At 48.1% G+C, this 23,713-nt stretch carries 22 protein-coding genes; 8 read left to right on the top strand and 14 right to left on the bottom strand.

Annotated elements, in window-relative coordinates; genetic code table 11:
- Positions 1-33: 33 nt before the first annotated feature.
- On the bottom strand, positions 34-1,476 hold the full coding sequence (gene ptsG, locus PGW97_RS08565) for a glucose-specific PTS transporter subunit IIBC (RefSeq protein ID WP_273857085.1): 1,443 nt from the start codon (positions 1,474-1,476) through the stop codon (positions 34-36).
- 212 nt (positions 1,477-1,688) lie between these two features.
- Between ptsG and PGW97_RS08560 the strand changes: the two genes are divergently transcribed.
- The 6 genes from PGW97_RS08560 to PGW97_RS08535 all read left to right on the top strand — a co-directional run bounded on the left by PGW97_RS08560 (position 1,689) and on the right by PGW97_RS08535 (position 8,352).
- The gene (locus tag PGW97_RS08560; protein WP_047885421.1) at positions 1,689-2,393 is read left to right on the top strand and encodes a response regulator transcription factor; all 705 of its coding nucleotides are present in this window, start codon (positions 1,689-1,691) and stop codon (positions 2,391-2,393) included.
- Between the two features lie 165 nt (positions 2,394-2,558).
- Positions 2,559-4,064 carry an ATP-binding protein gene (locus PGW97_RS08555; protein WP_273857084.1) on the top strand — a complete coding sequence of 502 codons (1,506 nt, stop codon included), beginning with the start codon at positions 2,559-2,561 and terminating at the stop codon, positions 4,062-4,064.
- 170 nt (positions 4,065-4,234) lie between these two features.
- A complete protein-coding gene (locus PGW97_RS08550) occupies positions 4,235-5,362 on the top strand; it encodes an ABC transporter substrate-binding protein (RefSeq protein WP_273857083.1) in 1,128 nt (375 codons plus the stop codon).
- 172 nt (positions 5,363-5,534) lie between these two features.
- The gene (pepT, locus tag PGW97_RS08545; RefSeq protein WP_273857082.1) at positions 5,535-6,767 is read left to right on the top strand and encodes a peptidase T; all 1,233 of its coding nucleotides are present in this window, start codon (positions 5,535-5,537) and stop codon (positions 6,765-6,767) included.
- Between the two features lie 484 nt (positions 6,768-7,251).
- The gene (locus PGW97_RS08540; protein ID WP_273857081.1) at positions 7,252-7,656 is read left to right on the top strand and encodes an antitoxin Xre-like helix-turn-helix domain-containing protein; all 405 of its coding nucleotides are present in this window, start codon (positions 7,252-7,254) and stop codon (positions 7,654-7,656) included.
- A 6-nt stretch (positions 7,657-7,662) separates the two neighbouring features.
- The gene (locus tag PGW97_RS08535) at positions 7,663-8,352 is read left to right on the top strand and encodes an RES family NAD+ phosphorylase (RefSeq protein ID WP_047885469.1); all 690 of its coding nucleotides are present in this window, start codon (positions 7,663-7,665) and stop codon (positions 8,350-8,352) included.
- Positions 8,353-8,515: 163 nt separating this feature from the next.
- Here the strand turns inward: PGW97_RS08535 and PGW97_RS08530 are convergent, their stop codons facing one another.
- Positions 8,516-10,000 carry a carboxypeptidase M32 gene (locus PGW97_RS08530; RefSeq protein ID WP_273857080.1) on the bottom strand — a complete coding sequence of 495 codons (1,485 nt, stop codon included), beginning with the start codon at positions 9,998-10,000 and terminating at the stop codon, positions 8,516-8,518.
- Positions 10,001-10,312: 312 nt separating this feature from the next.
- Between PGW97_RS08530 and PGW97_RS08525 the strand changes: the two genes are divergently transcribed.
- Entirely contained in the window at positions 10,313-11,482 is a 1,170-nt protein-coding gene (locus PGW97_RS08525) for a D-alanyl-D-alanine carboxypeptidase family protein (protein WP_217391371.1), read from the top strand.
- Between the two features lie 138 nt (positions 11,483-11,620).
- Here the strand turns inward: PGW97_RS08525 and ttcA are convergent, their stop codons facing one another.
- From ttcA to ccoN, 11 genes are all read right to left on the bottom strand, one after another.
- On the bottom strand, positions 11,621-12,550 hold the full coding sequence (gene ttcA / locus PGW97_RS08520) for a tRNA 2-thiocytidine(32) synthetase TtcA (protein ID WP_207103648.1): 930 nt from the start codon (positions 12,548-12,550) through the stop codon (positions 11,621-11,623).
- A gap of 295 nt (positions 12,551-12,845) precedes the next feature.
- Entirely contained in the window at positions 12,846-13,793 is a 948-nt protein-coding gene (uspE, locus tag PGW97_RS08515; RefSeq protein ID WP_217391369.1) for a universal stress protein UspE, read from the bottom strand.
- Positions 13,794-14,064: 271 nt separating this feature from the next.
- Positions 14,065-14,817 (bottom strand): FNR family transcription factor, encoded by a 753-nt coding sequence (locus PGW97_RS08510; RefSeq protein WP_047885430.1) that lies wholly within the window; start codon positions 14,815-14,817, stop codon positions 14,065-14,067.
- A gap of 75 nt (positions 14,818-14,892) precedes the next feature.
- Complete coding sequence (locus PGW97_RS08505) at positions 14,893-15,570, bottom strand: sulfite exporter TauE/SafE family protein (protein WP_047885431.1); 678 nt, start codon at positions 15,568-15,570, stop codon at positions 14,893-14,895.
- Positions 15,560-15,760 carry a cbb3-type cytochrome oxidase assembly protein CcoS gene (ccoS, locus tag PGW97_RS08500; RefSeq protein WP_047885432.1) on the bottom strand — a complete coding sequence of 67 codons (201 nt, stop codon included), beginning with the start codon at positions 15,758-15,760 and terminating at the stop codon, positions 15,560-15,562. Before ccoS ends, PGW97_RS08505 begins: the two co-directional genes overlap by 11 nt.
- Positions 15,753-18,149, bottom strand: coding sequence for a heavy metal translocating P-type ATPase (locus tag PGW97_RS08495; RefSeq protein WP_273857078.1), 2,397 nt, complete (start codon positions 18,147-18,149; stop codon positions 15,753-15,755). Before PGW97_RS08495 ends, ccoS begins: the two co-directional genes overlap by 8 nt.
- Positions 18,146-18,637, bottom strand: coding sequence for a FixH family protein (locus tag PGW97_RS08490; RefSeq protein ID WP_047885434.1), 492 nt, complete (start codon positions 18,635-18,637; stop codon positions 18,146-18,148). Before PGW97_RS08490 ends, PGW97_RS08495 begins: the two co-directional genes overlap by 4 nt.
- A gap of 119 nt (positions 18,638-18,756) precedes the next feature.
- Positions 18,757-19,737, bottom strand: coding sequence for a cytochrome-c oxidase, cbb3-type subunit III (gene ccoP / locus PGW97_RS08485; RefSeq protein ID WP_047885435.1), 981 nt, complete (start codon positions 19,735-19,737; stop codon positions 18,757-18,759).
- Positions 19,738-19,742: 5 nt separating this feature from the next.
- Positions 19,743-19,916 (bottom strand): cbb3-type cytochrome oxidase subunit 3, encoded by a 174-nt coding sequence (locus PGW97_RS08480; protein WP_047885436.1) that lies wholly within the window; start codon positions 19,914-19,916, stop codon positions 19,743-19,745.
- A gap of 9 nt (positions 19,917-19,925) precedes the next feature.
- Positions 19,926-20,537, bottom strand: a complete 612-nt coding sequence (gene ccoO / locus PGW97_RS08475; protein WP_047885437.1) for a cytochrome-c oxidase, cbb3-type subunit II — start codon at positions 20,535-20,537, stop codon at positions 19,926-19,928.
- Between the two features lie 12 nt (positions 20,538-20,549).
- Entirely contained in the window at positions 20,550-21,977 is a 1,428-nt protein-coding gene (gene ccoN / locus PGW97_RS08470) for a cytochrome-c oxidase, cbb3-type subunit I (protein ID WP_217391366.1), read from the bottom strand.
- Positions 21,978-22,252: 275 nt separating this feature from the next.
- Here ccoN and PGW97_RS08465 point away from each other — a divergent pair, with 275 nt between their 5' ends.
- Positions 22,253-22,696, top strand: a complete 444-nt coding sequence (locus tag PGW97_RS08465; protein ID WP_047885439.1) for a hypothetical protein — start codon at positions 22,253-22,255, stop codon at positions 22,694-22,696.
- Between the two features lie 142 nt (positions 22,697-22,838).
- On the opposite strand, the gene PGW97_RS08460 is transcribed toward PGW97_RS08465, so the two are convergent.
- A complete protein-coding gene (locus PGW97_RS08460; protein ID WP_273857076.1) occupies positions 22,839-23,561 on the bottom strand; it encodes an SDR family oxidoreductase in 723 nt (240 codons plus the stop codon).
- Positions 23,562-23,713: the final 152 nt, after the last annotated feature.

Raw genomic sequence — 23,713 nt, 5'->3', positions numbered from 1 at the left:
TTTTTGTCACTGATGCAGGTTTTAAATCAGGCGTTAATAGCTCTCTGCCATCAGTACATGTATTTCTGACTTGATGTGATCTGACTGGGTGCCGAAGATTGCCTGCAGGTTGTCACCAATCACCAGCACTTCCCGTGCACCCAGCGATTTGATTCCACCGATATCAGCCCGTTTAATATCATGCAGGGTAACCCGAAGGCGGGTAATACAAGCGTCCACGCTTTTAATGTTCTCTTTACCACCCATTTTCTGAATCAGTTGTTCAGCCAGTTCAGAACCGACAATGTTCAGCTCATTTACCGTTTTGGATTCAGACTCGCGCCCAGGAGTCATCAGATTGAGCTTAATGATCAGGGTGCGGAAAATTGTGTAATACAGCAGGAACCACATCGGGCCGATAACAATGAACAACCAGGCATTTTGTGAAAGCGGATAATAGATAAGAAAATCGATCGCGCCATGGGCAAAAGTGACACTGTGATGGATATCTAGAGCACTTACCAGCGCAAAACCGATGCCCGTTAACAGGCAATGAATCACATACAGCACGGGCGCAACAAACAGGAACGAGAATTCCATTGGCTCTGTAATCCCCGTCAGCCAGGAAGTCAGTGCGGCAGAGGCCATGATACCACCCACCATCGCTCTGTTTTCAGGTCGTGCCGTACGGTAAATAGCCAGGCCAACCGCCGGCAGAGCCCACATGGAATACATATAACCACCAGCCAGATTCCCTGCCGTCGGGTCACCCGCCAGATAACGTTGAATTTCCCCTTTAATGACCGCACCGGTTTCCGGATTAACATACTCGCCGACTTCAAAGAAGAAAGGTACGTTCCAGATATGGTGCAGGCCGAAAGGAATCAGAGATCGCTCGACTAGGCCGTAAATCCCGAAGGCCAGCGTCGGGTTCTGGTACGCCGCCCAGTGAGAGAAACTGTCAATGACGCCGCCGATAGGTGGCCAGACGTAACTCAACACAATACCGAGCACGATAGCACTGATGCCGGTAACTATCGGCACGAAACGTTTTCCTGCGAAGAAACCAAGGTATTCCGGAAGCCGGATATTGTAGAACCTGCGGTACATCACTGAGGCAATAGCACCGATGATAATCCCGCCAAATACCCCGGTATTGAGGGTCGGTATACCGATGACGGTGGTCGTTTCGATTCCGTGAAATTTTGCCATCACTCCCATGGTTGCCGTCAGAATGGCAAATCCGACGGTGGCGGCCAATCCGGCAACCCCGTCATTGTCACTTAATCCAAGGGCAACACCGATGGCGAAAATAATGGCCAGGTTGCTGAACACCGCATCGCCGGACATGGCCATAATGTCGGATACCAGCTCCGGTAACCAGGAAAAATTCGCTGAGCCAATTCCGAGCAACAGCCCGGCAATCGGGAGTACCGCGACGGGCAGCATTAATGACCGCCCGATTTTTTGTAGGAGTCCAAAGGTTGCATTTATCATGATTTATTCCTTATTCATGCTGTCTTTTCAGAGTCCTTATCACTGTAATTAACTCACTGCTTCGTTAAGTAAGATATGGTTGTCGGTTTGTAAGAGAACGCTTACAAAATAAAATGAAAACCGCTGTATCTGTGATTCATGGGGTTGATAAACTCTTTCACAGATTCAAACTCTTTTCGTAATGTCACTGTTCTTCAGGATGAGAGAAAGTTTTGCAGTCAAAAACGATATTAGTGGTCGACGATAGTGAAGATATCAGGGATGCACTCAGTGAATATCTTGGGCGTTCTGGTTTTCGCGTGTTTACCGCCGAAGACGGCGATGAGATGTGGAAGGTCCTGCAACAGCATCAGCCTGATCTGATTGTTCTGGATATTATGCTTCCCGGTGATGACGGGTTCACTCTATGCAGGGAGATCCGCCAGCACTCACACGTGCCTATTATCATGTTGACCGCCGTCTGTGATGAAATCGATCGAATTGCGGGTTTGGAAGTCGGTGCCGATGATTACATCACTAAAACTTTCAGCCCGAGAGAACTGCTGGCAAGAATTAAAGCCCTGTTAAGGCGTAGCCAGTATCGCTCGGAAGGCGCGTTAAGTCGCCGTATTCGCTTTCTGGACTGGACGTTTGAGACCGTCAAAAGGCAGCTTATTCATATTGATGGCGATACTATCCAATTGTCAGGCGCGGATTTTTCTTTACTCAGTTTTCTGCTGCAGCACATGAACCAAACCGTCAGTCGTGATGATATCGCTCGGTTTGTCTGGGGGCGGGATGTTGATCCTCTGGAAAGAGGCATTGATGTTCAGATAAGTCGGTTACGCAAGCATCTTCGGGATGAAGATCGGACCCTGATTCTGACCGTTCGCAACAAGGGCTATATGCTGGCTCTGGAACACATTTCAGACTGCTAGCCCGTTTGGTTGTAACTAATACGGTATACAGAGATAAACCATATAGGGATAAGCGATAAAGGGAATGGCTTATCGCTACTTGTTTTGCAACCGCAATCATAAAGCTCGGTAAGAAAGCGGGATTTAAAACAGTATTAAAACGCGGTAATAACGGAGAGCATGGATGTGAAAGGGAAGTTCTACCAATCTATTACCTTCCGTATTGGCATTACATTGTTCGGGGCCATACTGGTCGCGGAACTGTTGGCAGGGGTGATCTGGTACCAGACTTCGGCCGCTTCGCGAGAGGTCAGTGCACAGCATACACTGATGAATGTCGCAGAAGCAGCTTCTGAAACTTACTTGTATTTCGAGTCGTTACCCAAAAATTATCGTCACTTAATCCTCAATCAACTGCGAGAGTCGAGTGGTACACGTTTTTTCATTTCGATTAACCAAAACCCGCTCAACATCGATCCTATCCAGGATATTTCCCTGTTACCCAGACTGACCGGTTTCGTTGAACAGGCAATCACGAATCAATTTAGCGGGTTAAGCAATGTCAGGGTTGTCATTACCGATAAAGACAATATTCGGCTATTTAATTCGGGGATCAGACTGTCCGAGTTACCGGAAATCTGGACGCGTTACAGTTTGTCTCTGGGTGAGCTTGATTTGCCGATTTTGGTGATGCAATTAGAAATGGCTGAAAATGAGTGGTTTTACATCGCCTCTGCCATACCGCTACCCGAAAGCGTATTAACAGAGCCGATTATCAGTCAGCGGCAATTAATTTTTTTGTTTCTGGCCTCGGTCATGCTGATGCTGTGTATTTCGCAAATCATCCGCCGGGAACTGAAGCCGGTGAAGTCGCTGGCCAAGGCGGCAGCGCTGACAGGCTCGCCCTTGAGTCTGCCCGAGCTTGAAGAAAGCGGAAGCAATGAAACGCGCAGTGCTATTCATGCCTTTAACAAGATGAGCAGGCGGGTAAAAGCCTATATTCGTGACAGAGAAATGTTGTTCAGTGCATTGTCACATGACCTGAAAACCCCGCTGGCCTGTTTAAAGCTTCGTACCGAGATGCTGGAAAACGACACAACCAAAAAGCAGTTCGAAAAGCTGCTCAATGAGGTCGATATTATGCTCACTGGGGCTTTGCAGTGCTTGCGGGAGACAAATATCCACGAAGAGTCAGAGTGGCTGGACTTACAAACGTTACTTGGTGACTGTGCCGAGTATTTTAATCAGCAAGCTGAGCGTAATTGCCGTCTGGAGCCTCGCACCCTGAATTCATGGGGTAATCCAAATTCATGGGGTAATCTATTTCCCAGTGTAAATATCCGGTGTGAGCAACCTGTTTCCCTCTTAGCGAAGCCTTTGGCCCTCAAACGCTGCATTTTCAACGTGGTCGAGAACGCGGTGAAATATGGTGAGCGAGTGGAAATCGATGTTTGTGAACAACAGAGCTCCATTTTACTGACTTTCAGGGATTATGGTCCCGGTATTCCGAAAAAAATGCAGGAAAAGGTCTTTGAACCTTATTGCCGCGCCGGCCGGAAGGATGCGAACGGTTCTGGGTTGGGGCTGACCATTGCGAGAAGCATTGCCCGTACGCAGGGCGGGGATCTGGTTCTGAAAAATCATGCTGCTCAGGGGCTGATTGTTGAGTTGACGTTATCGAGGAATTCATGAAACGGATTATCAGGCTATTGTCTCGGCCTACTGCACAGTTGTGCATCTCTCTAGTTTTCACTCTATTACTGCCAATGCGGTCAACGGCTGCAACAGCGACAACGATCAGCGCCGATATCCATTTTCTTCATTGGTGGACGTCAAAAGGGGAAACTAAAGCTGCGGAAAGTGTGAAAACAACACTGTCTGAATCTGATATTGCTCTTGCGAATGTTCCTATAGAAGGCGGCGGTGGCGCGACAGCCAAAGCGATTCTACAGGCCAGAGCTATAGCCGGTAATCCACCGGAAATGGCGTTAATCGAGGGGCCCGCGATTAAATCTTGGGCGGCGCTGGGGTTTCTTCATCAACTCAATCGCGCGGCTGAAAACGGCGGATGGCACGAAAAACTGCTGCCGCTGGTCAAGGATATTCATCAATTTGAAGGTCAGTTTGTTGCGATACCGGTAACAATTCACCGCCTGAACTGGCTGTGGGTAAATACTGATGTGTTACATCGTCACGGAATCGTAATGCCAGAAACCTGGCCCGCGATTATCTCGGCATTCCACACATTAAAAAGTCGTGGCGTCGCCCCTCTGGCAATTGGTAACGAGCCTTGGCAGATTGTGCAGCTGTTTGAAAATATCGCATTTGGATTGGGCGGTTCGGCTTACTATCGACAAGCGTTTATCGAACTGGATCCGAAGGCCATTGACAGTGACGTGACCCGACAGGCATTAGCGCTGTTTCGCGAGATCAGTGACATTGTTGCAGATGATCTCAGTAATCAGTCCTGGGACGTCGCAACACAAGATCTGATGGCCGGACGGCGGGCGTTTCAGATCACCGGAGACTGGGTGGCTGGCGAGTTAATGGCCCTGAACGGGCAATTGCCGTCCGGTATTTCCTGCTATCCGGTACCGTCCAAAGAGCCGGGGTTTATTTATAACATGGACAGCTTCGCGTTGTTCCATACTCAGCAACTTGATAGCCTTGATGCGAATAAACTGGCTGAGCTGATTGCTTCCCCCGATTTTTTACAGCGTTTCAATCAGGTAAAAGGCGGTATTCCTGCCTGGCAGGGCATTGAACTGAATGGTTTCAATCATTGTGCCAAACAGTCTATGACAGACTTCCAGTACGCTGCATCAACTCATGCCTTAATTCCAAGCATGATAGATTCGATGGCGGTCAGTCCGGTGATTCAAAAGGCGGTAAGTAGTGAGCTGTACCGTTTTTTCAATCATGCATCGGTGACCTCTGAAAGTGTCATCGCGCATATGAAAAATCTGGGGGCGAGCCAGATCAACCTGTAACCAAAGTGGAGTTTGTGGTTATTTTTCCTGAACAGTCGGCAACAATCTGATTTGAGAGCGAAGTCATTTTACGCAATTAGTTCACTAAAAACTGATTCATCGCAATTCATTTGGTGCCTTATCCCCTGATACTTGACGTCCATAAATGGCAGTTATCAAGGCAGAGTGGGATATGGATAACTTAATTGAGCGTTTTCTCCAGTACATCAGCATTGATTCTCAATCTAACCCCGCTAATTCACAGTGTCCCAGCACCGAGGGACAGTTAACCCTTGCCCGCTATCTGGAGCAGGAATTTAAAGATCTGGGGCTTGTTGGCGTAGATCTGGACAGTAATGGGTATCTGATGGCGCGCTTACCGGCAAACGTAGATTATCCCGTGCCGGCGATTGGTTTTATCGCCCATATGGACACCGCACCGGACGCGTCGGGAAAAGATGTACACCCTCAACTGGTGGAAAACTATCAGGGCGGCGATATCGCCTTGGGCATCGGCGATGAAGTGCTGTCGCCGATCCAGTATCCGGAGCTGAACGGTCTGCATGGCCACAACATTATCACGACAGACGGGACAACCCTGTTGGGGGCGGATAACAAAGCCGGTATTGCTGAAATACTGACCGCGATTGAGTATCTGATAGCGCATCCTGAAATTAAGCACGGCGACATCTGCATTGGTTTTACGCCAGACGAAGAAATTGGCCGTGGTGCTGATAGGTTTGATGTGCAGAAATTTGGTGCACAATGGGCTTACACTGTCGATGGTGGCCCGATTGGTGAACTGGAATATGAAAACTTCAATGCCGCTGCAGCCACAGTGATCTGTCATGGCGTGAGTGTTCATCCGGGTACCGCAAAAAACAAGCTGGTGAATACCATGAATATTGCGGCTCGTTTTCAGATGATGATGCCTGCTGATGAAACGCCTGAAACCACCGAAGGGTATGATGGTTTCTATCACCTGTCGACCATGACGTCATCAGTGGCTCGCACTGAACTGCATTATATCCTGCGTGATTTTGACCAAGAGGGGCTCGCGTGTCGCAAAGCTTTCATGGAGCAGCAGGTCGCAGCACTGAACAGCGAACTGAAAAAAGGGCGAGTCGAACTGATACTTCGCGATAATTACAGCAATATGCGAGAGATGGTGGAGCCGCATCCTCACATCATTGAATTGGCGAAACAGGCGATGATTGAATGTGATGTGAAGCCACTGATCAAGCCTATCCGAGGCGGGACAGATGGTGCACGTCTGTCTTTTATGGGCTTACCATGTCCGAATCTGTTTACTGGCGGTCATAATTTCCATGGTATTCATGAATTTATTACCCTGGAAGGAATGGAAAAGGCGGTCGAGGTAATTGTTAAGCTGGCTGAAAATACGGCCAGTGCTTATCGGCGCTAGTTTTCTGCTAGCGGTATAAGCCGTCAGCTTTTATCAATCAATTTGTCACTTTTACAGCCCTGGCGTGTTCCGCTGGGGCTTTTTTGTGCATCATCCGCCATTGTGGTTAGTTGCCGGAGCTGACACCTATCAGTTTGCCAATGCGCTGAGAAGGGCTCAATCAGGAGAAAAATCACTATATTGTTCATATATGGACGTCAATGACCTGCGTGCCTGAATGATTTCCCCAACTGATCGATATAAATCCCAGACTCATTTCTGAGTAAGAAATTACGTACTGATACGAGTTAAGACATAGAGTCTGTATGAATGGAGCATTTTGATATACGTACTTTGATAAGTGCGCTTTGATAAATGCACTTTGATATGGTTGCTTTGATATAAAAACACTTATGTGCTAAGTTTGTCCATAAATATACATGTGTGTATCCGATGATAGGTCTGATGACCCACTGAGAGTTGGCTAAGTTATGAGGGCCAGAAGATGAATGCAACGCATCGCGCAAGTTCGCAAGACCTCACAGATGCAGGGAATAAAGTCCTGCCTGTGGTGTTTAATATTCTGGATAAATGGTGTTGCAGCCAGCAGCAGCAAATGGCATTGCTTGGGCTGAGTAGTCGTTCCACGCTGAATAAATACCGCACACACCCGGAATCTGCCAAGGTCTCAAAAGATCTATTGGAAAGAATGAGTTATATCCTCAACATTCATAAGTGCCTGCGGATCATGTTTACTGCCGAAGACAGTGTTTATCACTGGGTGCAGAAATCGAACAGCCATCCGTTTTTTGCTGGTCGCTCCGCAATGGATGTGATGTGTGAGGGTAAAGTGGTCGATTTGTATCAGGTGGCTTCACGGCTCAATGCATGGCGAGGCGGGCAGTCGTAAATGGACATGGATGAAAAAACAATCGCGCTGACGTCTTTTAATAATCAGCATTGTTATCGCCTGATTCCGTCAAAATATCCGCCAATCAATCTGTATGAAGATGTGGCAGATGCAGAACAGCTGGAAGCTGTGTTTGCAATTGAGGCACTGACTAATCCGAGGCTGGCAGAAGAAACCGGTGATTTTAGGCGTATACCGGCAGAAGAGCGGCTGGTTGGTATTCCGCATTGCAGCTATGTGATGGCGGCGTTCACACATGTTAACCCGGACGGGGCGAGGTTTAACACGGCTGATTTTGGCGTTTACTACGCGTCACCGGAAGTGAATACAGCCATTAAAGAAACGGTACATCATATGGAACGGGTGATGGGATACACCAATGAGCCTGCTCAGGACATTCAGATGCGCTGTATTGAAGCCTGGTTCAATGCGGATTTGGTCGATATTCGTGAGCAGTCGCATCTGGACTCCGGGTTGTACCACCCGACGAACTACGCCCAATCCCAAGCACTGGCTTGCAGCATTAAATCGCAAAGTAAAGACGGTTTGGTTTATCAATCGGTACGTCATCAGGGGCACAGCTGCTTTGCACTGTTTAAGCCAAACCTGGTCAGCAAGGTTTGCCAGAGTCGTCATTACACATATAAGTGGAATGGCACATCTGTTAACTCGATTTTTGAAATGCAGTTGGTCTGATCGCCTAACCGCGTTGTGTTTGCTGTCGCCAGCATGATCTCGAGTCTCTTATGCAGTGTCTTCGTTTTTGGTTGGGGTCTCTTCGTAAACAAGCATATAAAGAGAAAGCCGCCGTGAGGGGTTATCACGGCGGCTTTTTAGTAACAAATATCGTCGCTGGCGTTTATTTCAGGTAGCGATGAACCAAATGCTCTTTGAAGAATTGGGCATTGAGCGTTTCACCGGTCGCATCCTGTAGAACTTTACTGGTTGATACTGTAGAACCACGTTTCCAGACATGGCGATCCAGCCAGTTGAAGATAGGTTGCAGGTTACGCTCGCGAATTAGGTTTTCAATGTTCATTTCACGACGCATTGCCGCCATAAATTGTGCCGCGTACATGGCACCCAGCGTATAAGACGGGAAGTAACCGAAGCTACCCATCGGCCAGTGAATATCCTGCATACAGCCGTCAGTAAAATTCCCCTTGGTATTAAGACCAAGGTATTCAGACATTTTTTTGTCCCACAGCTCAGGAATGTCCGCGACTTCAATGTTGCCTTCAATCAGATCGCGTTCGATTTCGTAACGCAGAATGACATGAGCCGGGTAGGTGACTTCATCCGCATCGACGCGAATGTAGCCTGGTTTGACTCGGGTATTAATCAACGTCATGTTTTCCGGCGTCAGGGCTGGATCGTCAGTGCGGCCAAATGTTTCTGCCGCGAGGGGAGCAAGAATACCAATAAAAGCCTCGCTGCGAGACAGCTGCATCTCGAAGAAGAGGCTTTGGGACTCATGAATCCCCATGGAACGTGCTTTACCCACCGGTAATCCGGCCCATTTAACCGGCAGCCCTTGTTCATAACGGGCATGGCCTGTTTCATGAATAACCCCCATCAGGGCACTGGTAAAATCATTCTCATCATAGCGTGTTGTAATACGAACATCCGTTGGCACACCGCCACAAAACGGGTGAGCGCTGACATCCTGTCGTCCATGATTAAAATCGAAACCCAGCTTATCCATGATTGCCAGACTGAGCTGCTTTTGCTGCTCAACCGGGAACGGACCGACAGGCTGAATAATCTGGTCGTGAGTCTGTTTTTCTCGGATTTGACTGATTAGCTCAGGCAGCCATGACTTAACATCGGCAAACAATGCGTCCAGTTCTTTTGTGGACATACCCGGTTCATAGAGATCCAGCAGGGCATCGTAGCGACTGAGACCTGTTGCCTCAGCACGAATTTGAGCCTCGCGGCGCGCCAGTTCGACAACCTTTTGTAGGTTTTCACTAAAGCCCGGCCAGTCATTCTGAGCACGCTGTGACCGCCAGGCATGCTCACAGGTCGAGCTGGCAAGCGATTTTTCTTCAACCAGGTCGGCTGGTACAACCGTGTGTTGCTGCCACTGACGTTTCATTTCACGCAAGCTGGCTTTTTCTTCTGCGGTCAACGTTTCGCGCTCTGCGCGCTCAAACCACTCTGCCAGATATGGTGCGGTTGCCAGCTCGTGACTGATCACTGCCAGTTCTGCCATCGCTTCAGAGCGAGCAGTATTACCGCCTTCAGGCATCATTGCTGCCTGATCCCAGCCGCAGATGGCCTCTAAGTGGTCAAGTTTTGACAGTTTCTTATGATGTTGTGCTAGTTTTTGATAAAAAGTCATTACCTATCCTTTTGTTGACTCGTATCGGCATCAGATTATACCACTCAATCTGAGCATAACCGCATTTCCCAAAGCATAACAGTGCAGGGAAAGAATTTCTTGTGCAACAGCATTTTAATGCTTGTTCAAACGGTGTGAGCGATGCGGTGGAAGTCTCAGTAAACCGATGTAGGATGTGTCAATTGGTACCTGAATACTGGGGGGAGATGTAACGTTTTTTACAATAACGTAAGACTTCGTAAAGGTCACATGATATGACATTTATCTTCGATATACTGCTGTGTAATTGACCACTAATGGCGAAACAAGACGATGATTTTCAATAAAACTTATCGCATTTTGGCGGCCGGCAGCATGCTGCTTTCTGCCTCGGCATTTTCAGCGCCTGGCGTGATTCCTGATGCCCCGGTACTCGGAGCAAAAGGCTATGTGTTGATGGATTACCACACCGGACAAATTCTGGTAGAAAAAAATGCGCATTCAAAACTCAACCCGGCCAGCCTGACCAAACTGATGACCAGTTATGTCGCAGGTCAGGAAATGAAGCAGGGGAATATCAGTAAAGATGACGTGGTCGTCATCAGCCGTAATGCGTGGGCCCGAAACTTCCCAGATTCGTCCAAAATGTTCATTGAGGTGAATACCGAAGTGAAAATGATGGATCTGTACCGAGGGATGATTATTCAGTCAGGTAACGATGCCAGTATGGCCATTGCCGAGCATGTGGCAGGGTCGGAAGGGGCGTTTGTCAGTCTGATGAACAGTTGGGCACAGAAACTGAATATGACCAATTCTGCTTTCACTAATCCGCACGGGCTGGACAGTGATGGACTGTATTCGACGCCATATGATATTGCTCTGTTGGGGCAAGCGATTATTCGGGATTTACCTGATATTTATTCGCTCTATAGCGAAAAATCCTTCACATATAACAAGATAACCCAGCACAACCGTAATGGCTTATTGTATGACCGCAGCCTGAATGTGGATGGCATGAAAACCGGATTCACCAGTGGCGCCGGGTACAGCCTTGCAACGTCCGCGACATCCGGCAATATGCGGTTAATTTCGGTCGTAATGGGCGCTAGCAGCAAGAAAGCCCGTGAGGCGGAAAGCAAACAATTGCTCAATTATGGCTTCCGTTTCTTTGAAACTGTATCGCCACATAAGCAAGGTACCACGGTTCTGACCGAGAAAGTTTGGATGGGGACTGCCGATACATTGGCGCTGGGGACACAGTCTGATACTTTCGTGACACTGTCGCGTAATGATGCCAAGAACTTGCAGGCAAGTGTTGAATTGACTCAGGAACTGGTTGCGCCGATTGAAAAGGGGCAGGTTGTGGGTAAGATTTTCTACCAGGTTGATGGTACCGAAATCGCCCAGGCTCCGTTGGTTGCGTTAGAGTCTGTTGAACAGGGCGGCTTGTTCAGCCGACTGATCGACTACATTAAGCTTTTCTTTGTCAACCTGTTCAAATAACTACAGTCGGTTACTATTTCTCATCACTATTGATGTAATTACACCGATAAGAAACAGAAAGAGCCGCATTAGCGGCTCTTTGTTATTTTGTTTTCGCTGCCATTTCCCTGATATCAGGCAAAATGACCTGGATAAAAATCAGTTTACCTGAAGTACATCCAGTTGTTGGCTTGGGTCGAACTCAGCAACGTCTTCACTTGATACTGGCGTTGCTGGAATGTCTTGCTTATCAAAAGCTACATCACCGCCGTCAATCGCACCAGAGTCTTTGTTAATGCTCTTAAAGTCAAACAGATTGAAGTCAGCCAGATGTGACGGCACCACGTTTTGCATTGCGGTGAACATGGTTTCGATACGGCCCGGATAACGCTTGTCCCAGTCACGTAGCATTTCTTTAATCACTTGGCGCTGAAGGTTCGGCTGTGAACCACACAGGTTACAAGGAATGATAGGGAACGCCTTCATTTCGCTGAAGCGTTCGATATCTTTCTCACGGCAGTAAGCCAGTGGGCGGATAACAACGTGCTCACCGTTATCTGAAACCAGTTTAGGTGGCATACCTTTCATTTTGCCGCCGTAGAACATGTTCAGGAATAGTGTTTCCAGCATGTCATCACGGTGGTGACCAAGAGCAATCTTGGTTGCACCCAGCTCTTTCGCCGTACGGTACAGAATGCCGCGGCGCAGGCGTGAGCACAGAGAACACGTCGTTTTACCTTCTGGAATTTTGTCTTTAACGATAGAGTAGGTATCTTCGTTAACGATCTTGTATTCCACGCCCAAATTATCCAGGTACTCAGGCAGAATATGTTCCGGGAAGCCTGGTTGTTTCTGGTCAAGATTGACAGCAATAAGCTCAAAGCTGACAGGTGCGCTACGTTGCAGACTACGCAGGATGTCCAGCATCGCGTAACTGTCTTTACCACCGGACAGGCAAACCATGATGCGGTCACCGTCTTCAATCATGTTGAAGTCAGCAATGGCATTACCTACGTTACGGCGTAATTTTTTCTGCAGCTTGTTAAAGTTGTATTGCTGAGCTTTGGTTAGCTCTTGAGTATCGCTCATTCTCAATCTCTCGTTGACAAAACGGTCGTATTACATCGAAAATTTCGACACTCACCGTCTGTTCAGAAACCTTGGACGTCTTATTCTGCCGCTTATGGGGCAGAAAGTTTGTGGCGTGTATGATACGGATTAGCTCGTCAGATGCCAGTAACTTTTCACTTAAATCCGTTTGTTCGATGAAAAAACACCAGGTTAGCAGCAGCACAACCCACAAGAAAAAGGCCTCCCGAAGGAGGCCTGAGTCGTTAATTGAAAGTATTGACGGTCTTATGTATAGAATCGCTGTAACAAGGCTCTATGAATCGGTCAGGTTCGGGCTCAGAGGGCTGATGTAACCTTCTGGTTTCAGTGCCAGCAAATCACAGTTAAGGCTGTCTATGGTGTGCTCAGCGGTATTCCCGATAAAGACCGCAGATAAACCGGTTCGTCCTGTGGTGCCCAGAATGACCAGTTCGGCGTCTAGATCTTCAGCGACCTGAGGGATGATATCCTCAGGCAGTCCCTCTAAAACATGGGTCTGCTCTTCAGGAAGCCCGTGTTTATGTCGCAGCGCTTTCATCGCTTTCAGATGGTGACCGCGAACCGCATCCGTGTAGGTTGCCGGGTCAAACTCAGGTAACTCAATCGTAATGTTGACAGGTGTAGCCGGGTAAGCGTTGACGATATTGACTTCTGCATTGAGAAGCTCGGCAAAGCTAATACCCTCCGCAACAATAGCATCGTTGAGTTTGTCATGGGTTTCATCTTCAGAAGCCAAATTAACACAGGCCATCACTTTGCCGTTTTCCGGCCAGCTGTGTTCTTTCACCAGTAGTACCGGGCAAGGACACTTACGGAGTAAATGCCAGTCAGTCGGTGTAAAAATGACAGAGCCGATTTTGTCGTGATCATGGGTAGCTTTGATCAGCAAGTCATGGTGCTTACTGAAAACCTCGGCAATAATTGCCTCGTATGGCCGATTATGCCATACCACGATCAACTCAATATCAAAACCATCATCGACATATGGCCGGATGATGTCTTGAAGCCAGGCTTCTCGTTGCATCACAACGCCACGACGCATTGCCTGACGTTCATCTGCGGACAGCATCGATGTCATTTCGTAAGAGAAATCATAAATAGCCAGAAAGAGCGTAATTTTAACGTTCTCACATTTACGAGCGAGATGAATAGCGCGAGATAGTGCTGGCTGATGATCTTGTGCCGGATCGGCCACAACAAGGATATTCTTGTACTTGGTCATAACTGCCCCCTTACACAAATTGTGTCGGCATCGAAACCAGTCTCTGTTCCCCAAAGGAATATTACCTGTCTAAAGAAAGTCGATGACAGATAAAGTGCTTTACCAAATCAACGATTTGCCTCATATCGTTAAAGGTAAATCCATTACAGAGATAATCGATTTGGTACTAATAACTGTAACGTATAGGGGAGAAATTGGGGAGCAGCGGGCATAAAAAAAGTGATATGGCTCATAGCTCATATCACTTCTTTTCAATCAGTTAAGATAAAATTTAGGCTTTATCTTTACTAATGCCAGCCAGTGCCGACAGGGCATCGTGATCCAGGATAGTAATGTACTTGCCTTTGACACTTAGCATTCCGGATTTCTGGAAACGGCCCAGTAGACGACTGATTGTTTCAACCGTCAGGCCCAGATAGTTACCAATGTCGCCACGTGTCATGGTCAGACGGAACTCGCGAGGTGAGAAACCACGCTGTGAGAAGCGCAGAGACAGGTTGTACAGGAAAGCTGCCAGACGCTCTTCCGCGTTTTTCTTGGACAGCAGCAGAATCATTTCCTGATCGCCTTTAATTTCGTTACTCATCAGACGCATGATTTGCTGACGAAGTTTTGGCATTTTCCCTGACAGATCATCCAGAATCTCGAATGGAATTTCACAAACCATTGACGTTTCAAGAGATTGCGCAAAACTTGGGTGCATCATTTCGTTAATGGCATCAAAACCGACCAGGTCACCGGCAAGATGGAAGGCCGTGATTTGCTCATCACCTTGTTCGGTAATGGTGTAGCTTTTGATGGTGCCAGAACGAATGGCGTATAGCGATTTCAGTTCATCGCCAGCTTTAAAGAGCTCTTGTCCTTTCTGGATAGGCTTCTTACGTTCGATAATTTGATCCAGCTGATCTAGCTCAGACTCATTCAACGTAAAAGGAATGCATAACTGACTGATACTACAATCCTGACAATGGATTGCACACCCGCCAGCCTGGACGCGTTTGGTTGCTAGTTTGTCCGAAATCATAAGCCTGTCTAACCAATTTGATGTAGGTCAATATTTTAACACAATATGAATCATTATGACGAGAGTTAAAAAACACTACATAATTTGTTTGATTGCGATATAACCAGTATGAACCCCATATATCAATAACAGCAAGGCGCTTGCTCGTCTGAAATAGAGGTTGCGTAACAGCTTTTGTAATTGTTGTGCCATCGTACCGACTGCCAACATTGCTGGCAAGGTACCAAGACCAAAAGCCAGCATTACAGCCGCACCTGAGATGGCGCTGCCTGAAACCGCTGACCAACTCAGAGTGGAATACACCAATCCGCATGGAAGCCAGCCCCACAGCGCGCCGAACGGCAATGCAGCCAGGGGAGATTTCAGCGGTAATAGCGATTTGGCGCGGGGTGACACGTAACGCCATAACCATTTACCGGCGTATTCCAGTTTGCTGACCCCCGACCACCACTGACCGATGTAGAGCGCCAGCAGAATCATTAGCAATGCCGCGACAAGACGAAGGCTGACCAGTGCCATGGCGTGACCGCTAAAGCTGGCCATACCGGCAAAAGCGCCTCCGATGATGGCGCCGGCAATCATGTAGGAAACAATCCGCCCTGTGTTATAGCAGAGCAGATAGGGCCACCGTCGGGTTGTCTGGTTGCCGGGCATGCCGAGTGTAATGGCGGCAGCAACGCCGCCGCACATACCCAGACAGTGTCCGGCTCCCATCAGACCAATCACAAAAGCGGCGTAAAAATCACTGTTCACGCGACTTCTCGTTTGACGGTTTGTGTTGCTGGCTCACTTTCTGTTCGCTGTCGTTTTCATCAAACAGAATGTTGTAGCCCTGACGTTCGAGATCCTCAAATTGTTCACTGCGGACGGCCCAAAGAAAGATGCCGACAGCGATGCAGACAAAAATGATGGCGATGGGAATCAGGATATACAGACTAGCCATTTTCTTTTAGCAACCTTAAAGAGTTCGAGACAACGATGATTGAGCTGGCTGACATGCCGGCAACGGCTATATACGGTGCCACAAGGCCCGCGACAGCCAAAGGCAGGATAACCAGGTTGTAGCCCAGTGCCCATGCCAGGTTTTCTCGAATAATCTTGCGTGTTTTCAGCGCAAGCGCTCTGGCACGGAGAATTCGGGAAAGTTGGTCACCCAGTAATACCATATCGGCAGAGGACTTGGCTACATCGGTACCGCCACCCATGGCCACAGACAGGTGAGCGCCTGCTAGAACCGGAGCATCGTTGACGCCATCACCGACCATCAATGCAACCTGTTGACGGTCCAGACTGTGCAGATAGTCCAGTTTACCCTCTGGTGAGGCTCCCGCGACCAGATGGTCAACTCCCAGCGCCTTTGCTACTTTGGCAGCGTTTGCAGAGTTATCACCGGTCAGCATAGTGACATTGATACCGGCCGCCTGAAACTGCTGAATCAGCTCAGGGCTGTCTTCCCGAATAGGGTCATCCAGCTTGAACGCGGCGATACAGATGTCATCACGGCTGAGCCAAACCTGGTACTGTTCCAGCTGTTCAGCAGCAGGTTGGTGTTCGGCAGCGACACGCTCCAGCACAAACTCAGCTTTACCGATTCGCCATTCCCGTCCCTGGTCAGAACCTTTCAAGCCACTACCAATAATGTTCTCCACATCACTGAACTGCGGCACTTCCAGTCGGTGTCCAACAAATGCACGGGCAATAGGGTGATTGGCAAAACGTTCTAACTCGGCCGCCGTTGTGAGTACCTCTTGTTCAGTCAGGTTTGACGCAAACAAGCGAGTTTCAACCAATCGGACATTACCTTCTGTCAGGGTGCCTGTTTTATCGATCACTAACTGGTTCACGTTGCACAGGGTTTCTAACACATGACCACGACGTAAAAGCATTCCCATCCGACCCAGACGCGATGTTGCGCAGGTCAGGGCAGTCGGTGTGGCCAAAGACAGGGCACATGGGCAGGTCGCAACCAGAACAGCCAGAGTGATCCAAAGCGCATCTTCCGGTTTGTGCTGATGCCAGAACAGCCAGGTGCCAGCCGCGATAATCAGGATAATCCCGACAAAGTAACGAGCCACAATGTCAGCAATTTCAGCGACTTTAGGCTTAGTACTTTGGGCTTCATCCTGAAGGCGGATAATGTTCGAAATCAGGGAGTTTTGACGATCCTGCGTGACACGCAAGGTGACGTTCCCGTCACCATTGATCGTTCCGGCATAAACCAGATCACCGGCTGAGCGTGGCACCGGCATTGGCTCACCAGTCAGCATTGATTCGTCAATGGCGGTACTACCCCGAATGATCTCTCCATCTGCAGGCAGGCTTTCACCTGGCAGAACAGTGACAACGTCACCGACTTTTAGTGTTTTCGCGGCTACCTGACTGCCATCTTCCAATGTCGCCATGGTTGGCACCAGTTTGAGAAGATTGGCACTGGCGGCGGCGGCTTGTCGTCGGGCGCGCATTTCAAGGAAACGTCCCAGCAGCAGGAAGAAGGTGAACATGGAGATCGATTCAAAAAAGACTTCACCTTTTTGCGCCACCGTTGCATACAGGCTGGCGACATATGCAAAGAGCAAGGCAATTGAAACCGGTACATCCATGCCAAGAGTTCGGGCTCTCAGATTACGCCAAGCATTGAGGTAAAACGGCAGGGCTGAATAAAGCAGAACCGGGGTGGCAAAAATCAGGCTGACCCAGCGCAGGTAGTTTTTGAATTCGGCATCAAGGTCACCAAAAATTTCAAAATACAGTGCGACGGCCAACATCATCACCTGCATGGTGGCGATACCGGCAATGCCTAACCGGTACAAATAGCCTTTCATGGTGCGATGATATTGCTGCTCTTGAGCATCAGCTTCAAATGGCGCCGCTTTATACCCCAATTTGTGGATGACGCCTAATAAGTGGCTGAGTTTGGTTTTTTCCGGATCCCAAGTTAGCAGGGCGCGGTGTGTGGTGGTGTTCACGCGAATATTCTGGACACCGTCTTCACGAGTCAGCTGCTTTTCGATCAACCAGGCACAGGCAGCACAGGACACACCGTCGAGAGACAGAGCGGCTTCCTTGAAATTCTCGTTCTCACGTACAAATTCCTGCTGAATTTCATCGTGGTCGTAAAGAAGCAGGGATTGGAGTTGTTGAGGTACGAGATCCGCTTTTTCAGCCGGGGTGGTGCGGTATTCGTAGTAGGAGGTCAGGCCGCTGTCGACAATAGTCTGAGCGACCGCTTCACAACCCGGGCAGCACATATCACGAAGTTCGCCCAGGATTTCAATTTGATGGTGGTAATCCTGAGGAACAGGATCACCACAATGATAACAATTACTCGTCATTCCTTGTTCTGCCCGTACAGCGGAATCGGGTCGGACGTTGGTAGGTTAACGCGTCCCTGCAACATCCAGTCGCCATCGAAAGGCTCGATTTCGACAAACCATGGCCCATCTAGGGTTTCAGGAGCCTCAAAATGGTATTTACCGGACAAATCGGCGCTGACCATTTGAGTGAAGTCTTTGTTTGATAGAGTACGGTGTGTGAAAGTCACACGCAAGTTCGGGTTCGCTTTCAGTTCACCTTTCTGGAAATTGACATTAATTTCATTTCCTTCAACGGCGATGTTCGCGGTTATGTTGAGGGCATCAGCCACACGTAGGCGTGAGAGGTCCTGATTTATGGCTTTGCCTTTCTTGTAATAGTCTTCTGCCACTAAGTCGACTTTATTCTGAGAGAAGATGTAGACGGCTGTCAGGCTATAGACAATCGATATGAAAGGGATTGAGAAAATGAACCAAGGCCAAAACTGCTTATACCAAGGCTTACTCATATTGATTACCTTTAAAGCTAAGATGGAATTAGCCCCTGAAAATAACAGGGGCTAGTCGTTAAGTCTCAGATTTTATTACAAGTAATATGTATAAAATGTAACTGAGTGTATCGGCGGAATTATTTGCTGGTTTCGTTGCTCAGACCCCAGACATAGGCAGAGATAAGCTGGATTTTTTCTTCGCCCAGAATATCTTTCCATGCTGGCATCACGCCGTGACGGCCGTGAGTGATCGTTGCTTCAACCGCGCGGCGAGAGCCGCCGTACAGCCAGGTGTTATCCGTCAGGTCAGGCGCACCAAAGGCAGGGTTACCCTTACCATCAGTACCGTGACATGCCGCACAAACAACGAAGCGTTGTTTACCTGCTGCTGCATCTTTGGCGTTTACGCTACGGCCTGACAGGCTCAGAACGTAAGTTGCGACTTCTTTCACACCATCTTCACCCAACGTGTCGATCCACGCAGGCATCACGCCCTGACGGCCGTGCATGATAGTGGTTTTGATTGTTTCAGCTTCGCCACCGTACAGCCATGCATTGTCAGTCAGGTTAGGGTAGCCGCTTTGACCGCGGGCATCCGAGCCATGACATTGTGCACAGTTCTGCAGGAACAAACGCTGACCCACTTTGATTGCTTCAGAGTCACCTGCAATTTCCGTAATCGGGCGCAGGGTTTTACCTTCAGCATCATAAGCCAGTGTTTTAAACGTTTCACCAAAGCGCGCTTCAGCGTCATCCAGCTCTTTCGCGTACTGGTTCAGGCGTTTTTCTTCCTGAGCACGAGCGATAGCAAGCTTAGATTCTTCTACCGAGCGAACAGTCTGATCTGAGCTCTGCCAGCCAAGGAAACCTTTGTAGTTACCAAGACCAGGGAAAAGGAACAGATAAGACAAGCCGAAAGCGATAGTGATCCAGAACATGTAGGACCACCATTTTGGCAACGGGTTGTTGATTTCACGAATACCATCGTATTCGTGGCCCATATCTTCACCTTCTTCAACACCCATTTTGTCCTTGCTACACCAGTAAAGGATGACAGCAATACCAAAAATGGTGCCAAGCGTGATGATTGTTATCCATAGACTCCAAAACGTCGTCATGCGTACTAACTCCTGTCATTCTCACGCGTTGCCAAATCTTTTTCTTCGTCAGCAAACACCAGGTTTGCTGCTTCCTCGAAGCGGGATGTTTGGCGTTTACTGTAGGCCCAGAGGACGATACCAATAAAGCTCGCGAACAGAATGACTGTCCAAATGCTATGAATGGTTCCAATTTCCATGGTGCCCCCTTATTTCATTGCGTGACCGATTGACTGAAGGTAAGCAATCAGTGCGTCCATCTCAGTCTTGCCTTTAACAGCGTCGCCGGCATTAGCAACTTGCTCGTCGGTGTAAGGTACGCCGAAAACATCGCGGAAAGTCGCCAGTTTTTTCGACGTTAGCTTACCGTCAAGCACATTCTCCTCCAGCCAAGGGAAACCCGGCATGTTGGATTCAGGTACTACGGCGCGTGGGTTGCGCAGGTGAACACGGTGCCAGTCATCAGAGTAACGACCGCCAACTCGAGCCAGGTCAGGACCTGTACGTTTGGAGCCCCACAGGAATGGGTGTTCCCAAACACTTTCACCAGCAACAGAGTAGTGGCCATAACGCTCAGTTTCAGAGCGGAAAGGGCGAACCATCTGGCTGTGACAGACGTTACAACCTTCACGGATGTAAATGTCACGTCCTTCCATTTCCAGCGCCGTGTATGGGCGCAGGTTCTTCACAGGCTCAGTGGTCTGATCCTGGTAAATAAGCGGCGTGATTTCTACCAGCGCACCAAAGCTAATAGCAATGATGATAAGAATCGCTAGAAGGCCGACATTTTTTTCTACAATTTCATGACGATTACTTGCCATTGTCGGTTCTCCTTATGCTGGTTGTTCAGTAACTTTCAGGCTTTCTTTAGGGGCTGAAATAGTCTTGTATGCGTTGTATGCCATCAGAAGCATACCAGACAAGAAGACTGCACCACCCAGGAAGCGTACAAAGTAGAACGGATAAGAAGCCTGCAGAGACTCAACGAAGCTGTAAGTCAGCGTACCGTCGGTATTTACCGCACGCCACATCAGGCCTTGCATTACACCAGAGATCCACATCGCTACGATGTATAGCACTGTACCAATGGTTGCCAGCCAGAAGTGAACGTTGACCAGTTTGACGGAGTACATACGTTCCTGACCGAACAGTTTTGGAATCAGGTGGTAAACAGAACCGATTGAAACCATGGCAACCCAGCCCAGAGCGCCTGAGTGTACGTGACCAATGGTCCAGTCTGTGTAGTGAGACAGGGCGTTAACCGTCTTGATTGACATCATCGGGCCTTCGAACGTTGACATACCGTAGAAGGACAGAGATACAACCAGGAAGCGCAGAACAGGGTCATAGCGCAGCTTGTGCCATGCACCAGACAGCGTCATGATACCGTTGATCATACCACCCCATGATGGTGCGAACAGGATCAATGACATCACCATCCCCAGAGACTGAGTCCAGTCTGGTAGGGCCGTATAGTGAAGGTGGTGAGGGCCAGCCCAGATATAAAGGGAAATCAGCGCCCAGAAGTGAACAATAGACAGACGGTAAGAATAAACCGGACGGCCTGCTTGCTTAGGTACGAAGTAGTACATCATACCCAGAAAACCGGCTGTTAGCAGGAAACCTACCGCGTTGTGTCCGTACCACCACTGAACCATCGCATCCACAGCACCAGAGTAAATCGAGTACGATTTAGTCATAGAAACCGGGATAGCCATACTGTTCACAATGTGCAGGACTGCTACTGTAAGAATGAAGGCACCGAAGAACCAGTTTGCCACGTAGATATGTGACGTTCTACGCTTAATCATGGTACCGAAGAACACAATTGCATAGGCAACCCATACCACAGCAATCAAAATGTCAATCGGCCATTCCAGTTCAGCGTATTCTTTACTGGTTGTATATCCCAGCGGCAGTGAAATCGCTGCTGACAGGATAACGGCTTGCCAACCCCAGAAGGTGAATGACGCTAATTTACCGCCGAACAACCGAGTTTGACATGTACGCTGTACTACGTAGTAAGACGTAGCAAACAGGGCACTGGTACCAAATGCGAAGATCACTGCGTTGGTATGCAGTGGACGCAGACGGCTGTATGTCAACCAAGGGGTATCGAAGTTTAGCGCCGGCCACACCAGCTGAGCGGCAATCAATACACCTACGCCCATTCCGACGATTCCCCATAGTATGGTGGCTATGGTGAATTGACGAACGACCGTATAGTTGTAGTTTTGTTCAAGCTGCTTTACTTGGCTCATGTTGCATGCTTCCAATTTTAATTTTCAACTACACTCTCTTTCCTTGTGCGAACAACAAGTTGTCGCAATGCCACCCAAAAGCAAAAAACTACCGCGATGCTTTTTTGAACACCAGAGCAATTAAATTGCTATTTTGTTGTAAAAGTGGCATTTTCAGTGCCATATACTACTGGTTTTAAAATATGAATGACAGAGTCAAGCCCACACATCCTTTACGGTTAAGCAACATTTATGTGAAAACTTTGACCTCTGTAACACGAGAAGTGCGATAAATCATGGCAGCAGAAAAACTGACAAAAGGCAGATTGATTCAAATTCTCTTTCTAATGGCAGTACTGATTACTGCATTTGTATGGAGAACAATCACCTACGAGCCAACCCAACCATCAGATCAACTGGAAAACAGCTGCCAACTGATGGCAGAGGAATGCACTAAATTGAATGGTGAAGGTGCTTATAACATATCGTTAAGTCCATTTCCTGCGGTTGCTAACAGTGAATTATTCCTACAAGTTGGTAACACTGATGTTAAACCCAATGCGGTTGTTGAAGGGCTAAGCATGTATATGGGCTCTATCCCGGTTGTGTTTGAAAAACAAGCTGATGGATGGGTAGGCAGGTTTACTGTTCCTGAGTGTACCCACGCTGAAATGGAATGGGTGATAAAGCTCAATACAGGCAGTGAAACTATCTCTGGTGTTTTTACTGTTAAAAAATAAGCAAAATTAATGAGTTAAATGCTTATTTTGTAAATTGAAGGGGGTTGGTCTGCCAACCCCTTTTTTTGTAGTGTTTAATAAATTGATCTGCATCAAAACGGGACAGGTTGTATCACCTTCACTTCTAATCAGCGTTCTGTCATCAATCCTGATAGATCATTTTCCGTGTCATACCGCCGTCAATGATAAAATTTTGTCCTGTAATGAATCTTGCTTCTTCTGAGATCAAATATTTCACCATTGAGGCAACATCATCAGGTTGACCGACATGGCCGACAGGGTGCTGGTGATGATCGATATCGCGTAACGGGGCATGGCTGACATCAATCCAGCCCGGAGAGATACAATTAACCCGGATATCGGGACCCAGCGTGACCGCCAAAGAGTGGGTCAGGGCAACAAGCCCGCCTTTGCTAGCACTGTATGCTTCAGTGTTAGGCTCAGACTGGAGTGCGCGGGTTGAACTGATATTGACTACCGACCCATGTTGTTTTCGAAGGTGTGGAGTACAATGTTTTGCCATTAACAGTGGCGCGGTCAGGTTGACCGTAAGTACTCTGTGCCATTCATCAAGCTCTAATTCTTCGACAGGGGCATTATATGGATGGCTGATTGCGGCGTTGTTGATTAATGCGTCAAGCTGTCCGTGCTGTTGAATGATCTCGAGAATCAGTGATTTGACGCTAGCTTCTGAAGTCACGTCTACACATTTAAACCGCAATAACGGATTTTCAGATACGCATTGATAACCGGCATCCTCATCGTTGTCTGCAATAATGACGACAGCTTGCTCACATAAATAGGTCGCTATTCCTTTGCCGATTCCTTTCGCGCCACCGGTGACCAATACCACTTTTTTATTCATGATGTCCTTATGCTCCCTTTAGTGAAATCATCAATCAATAGCGGTCAAAGACACGATATCTTTAATGATATACCACAAAAAAACGACAGATATTGCTGAATCAAAAAAAGAAAATGACTATGATTGTTACTAGTTAATAACAACACCTGCTG

Origin of the sequence: Photobacterium sp. GSS17 (assembly GCF_028621875.1) — a bacterium.
GTDB classification, from domain to species: Bacteria; Pseudomonadota; Gammaproteobacteria; order Enterobacterales; family Vibrionaceae; genus Photobacterium; species Photobacterium ganghwense.
The sequence above is the reverse complement of the archived record's forward strand: the minus strand, read 5'-3'. Positions and strand labels throughout refer to the sequence as shown.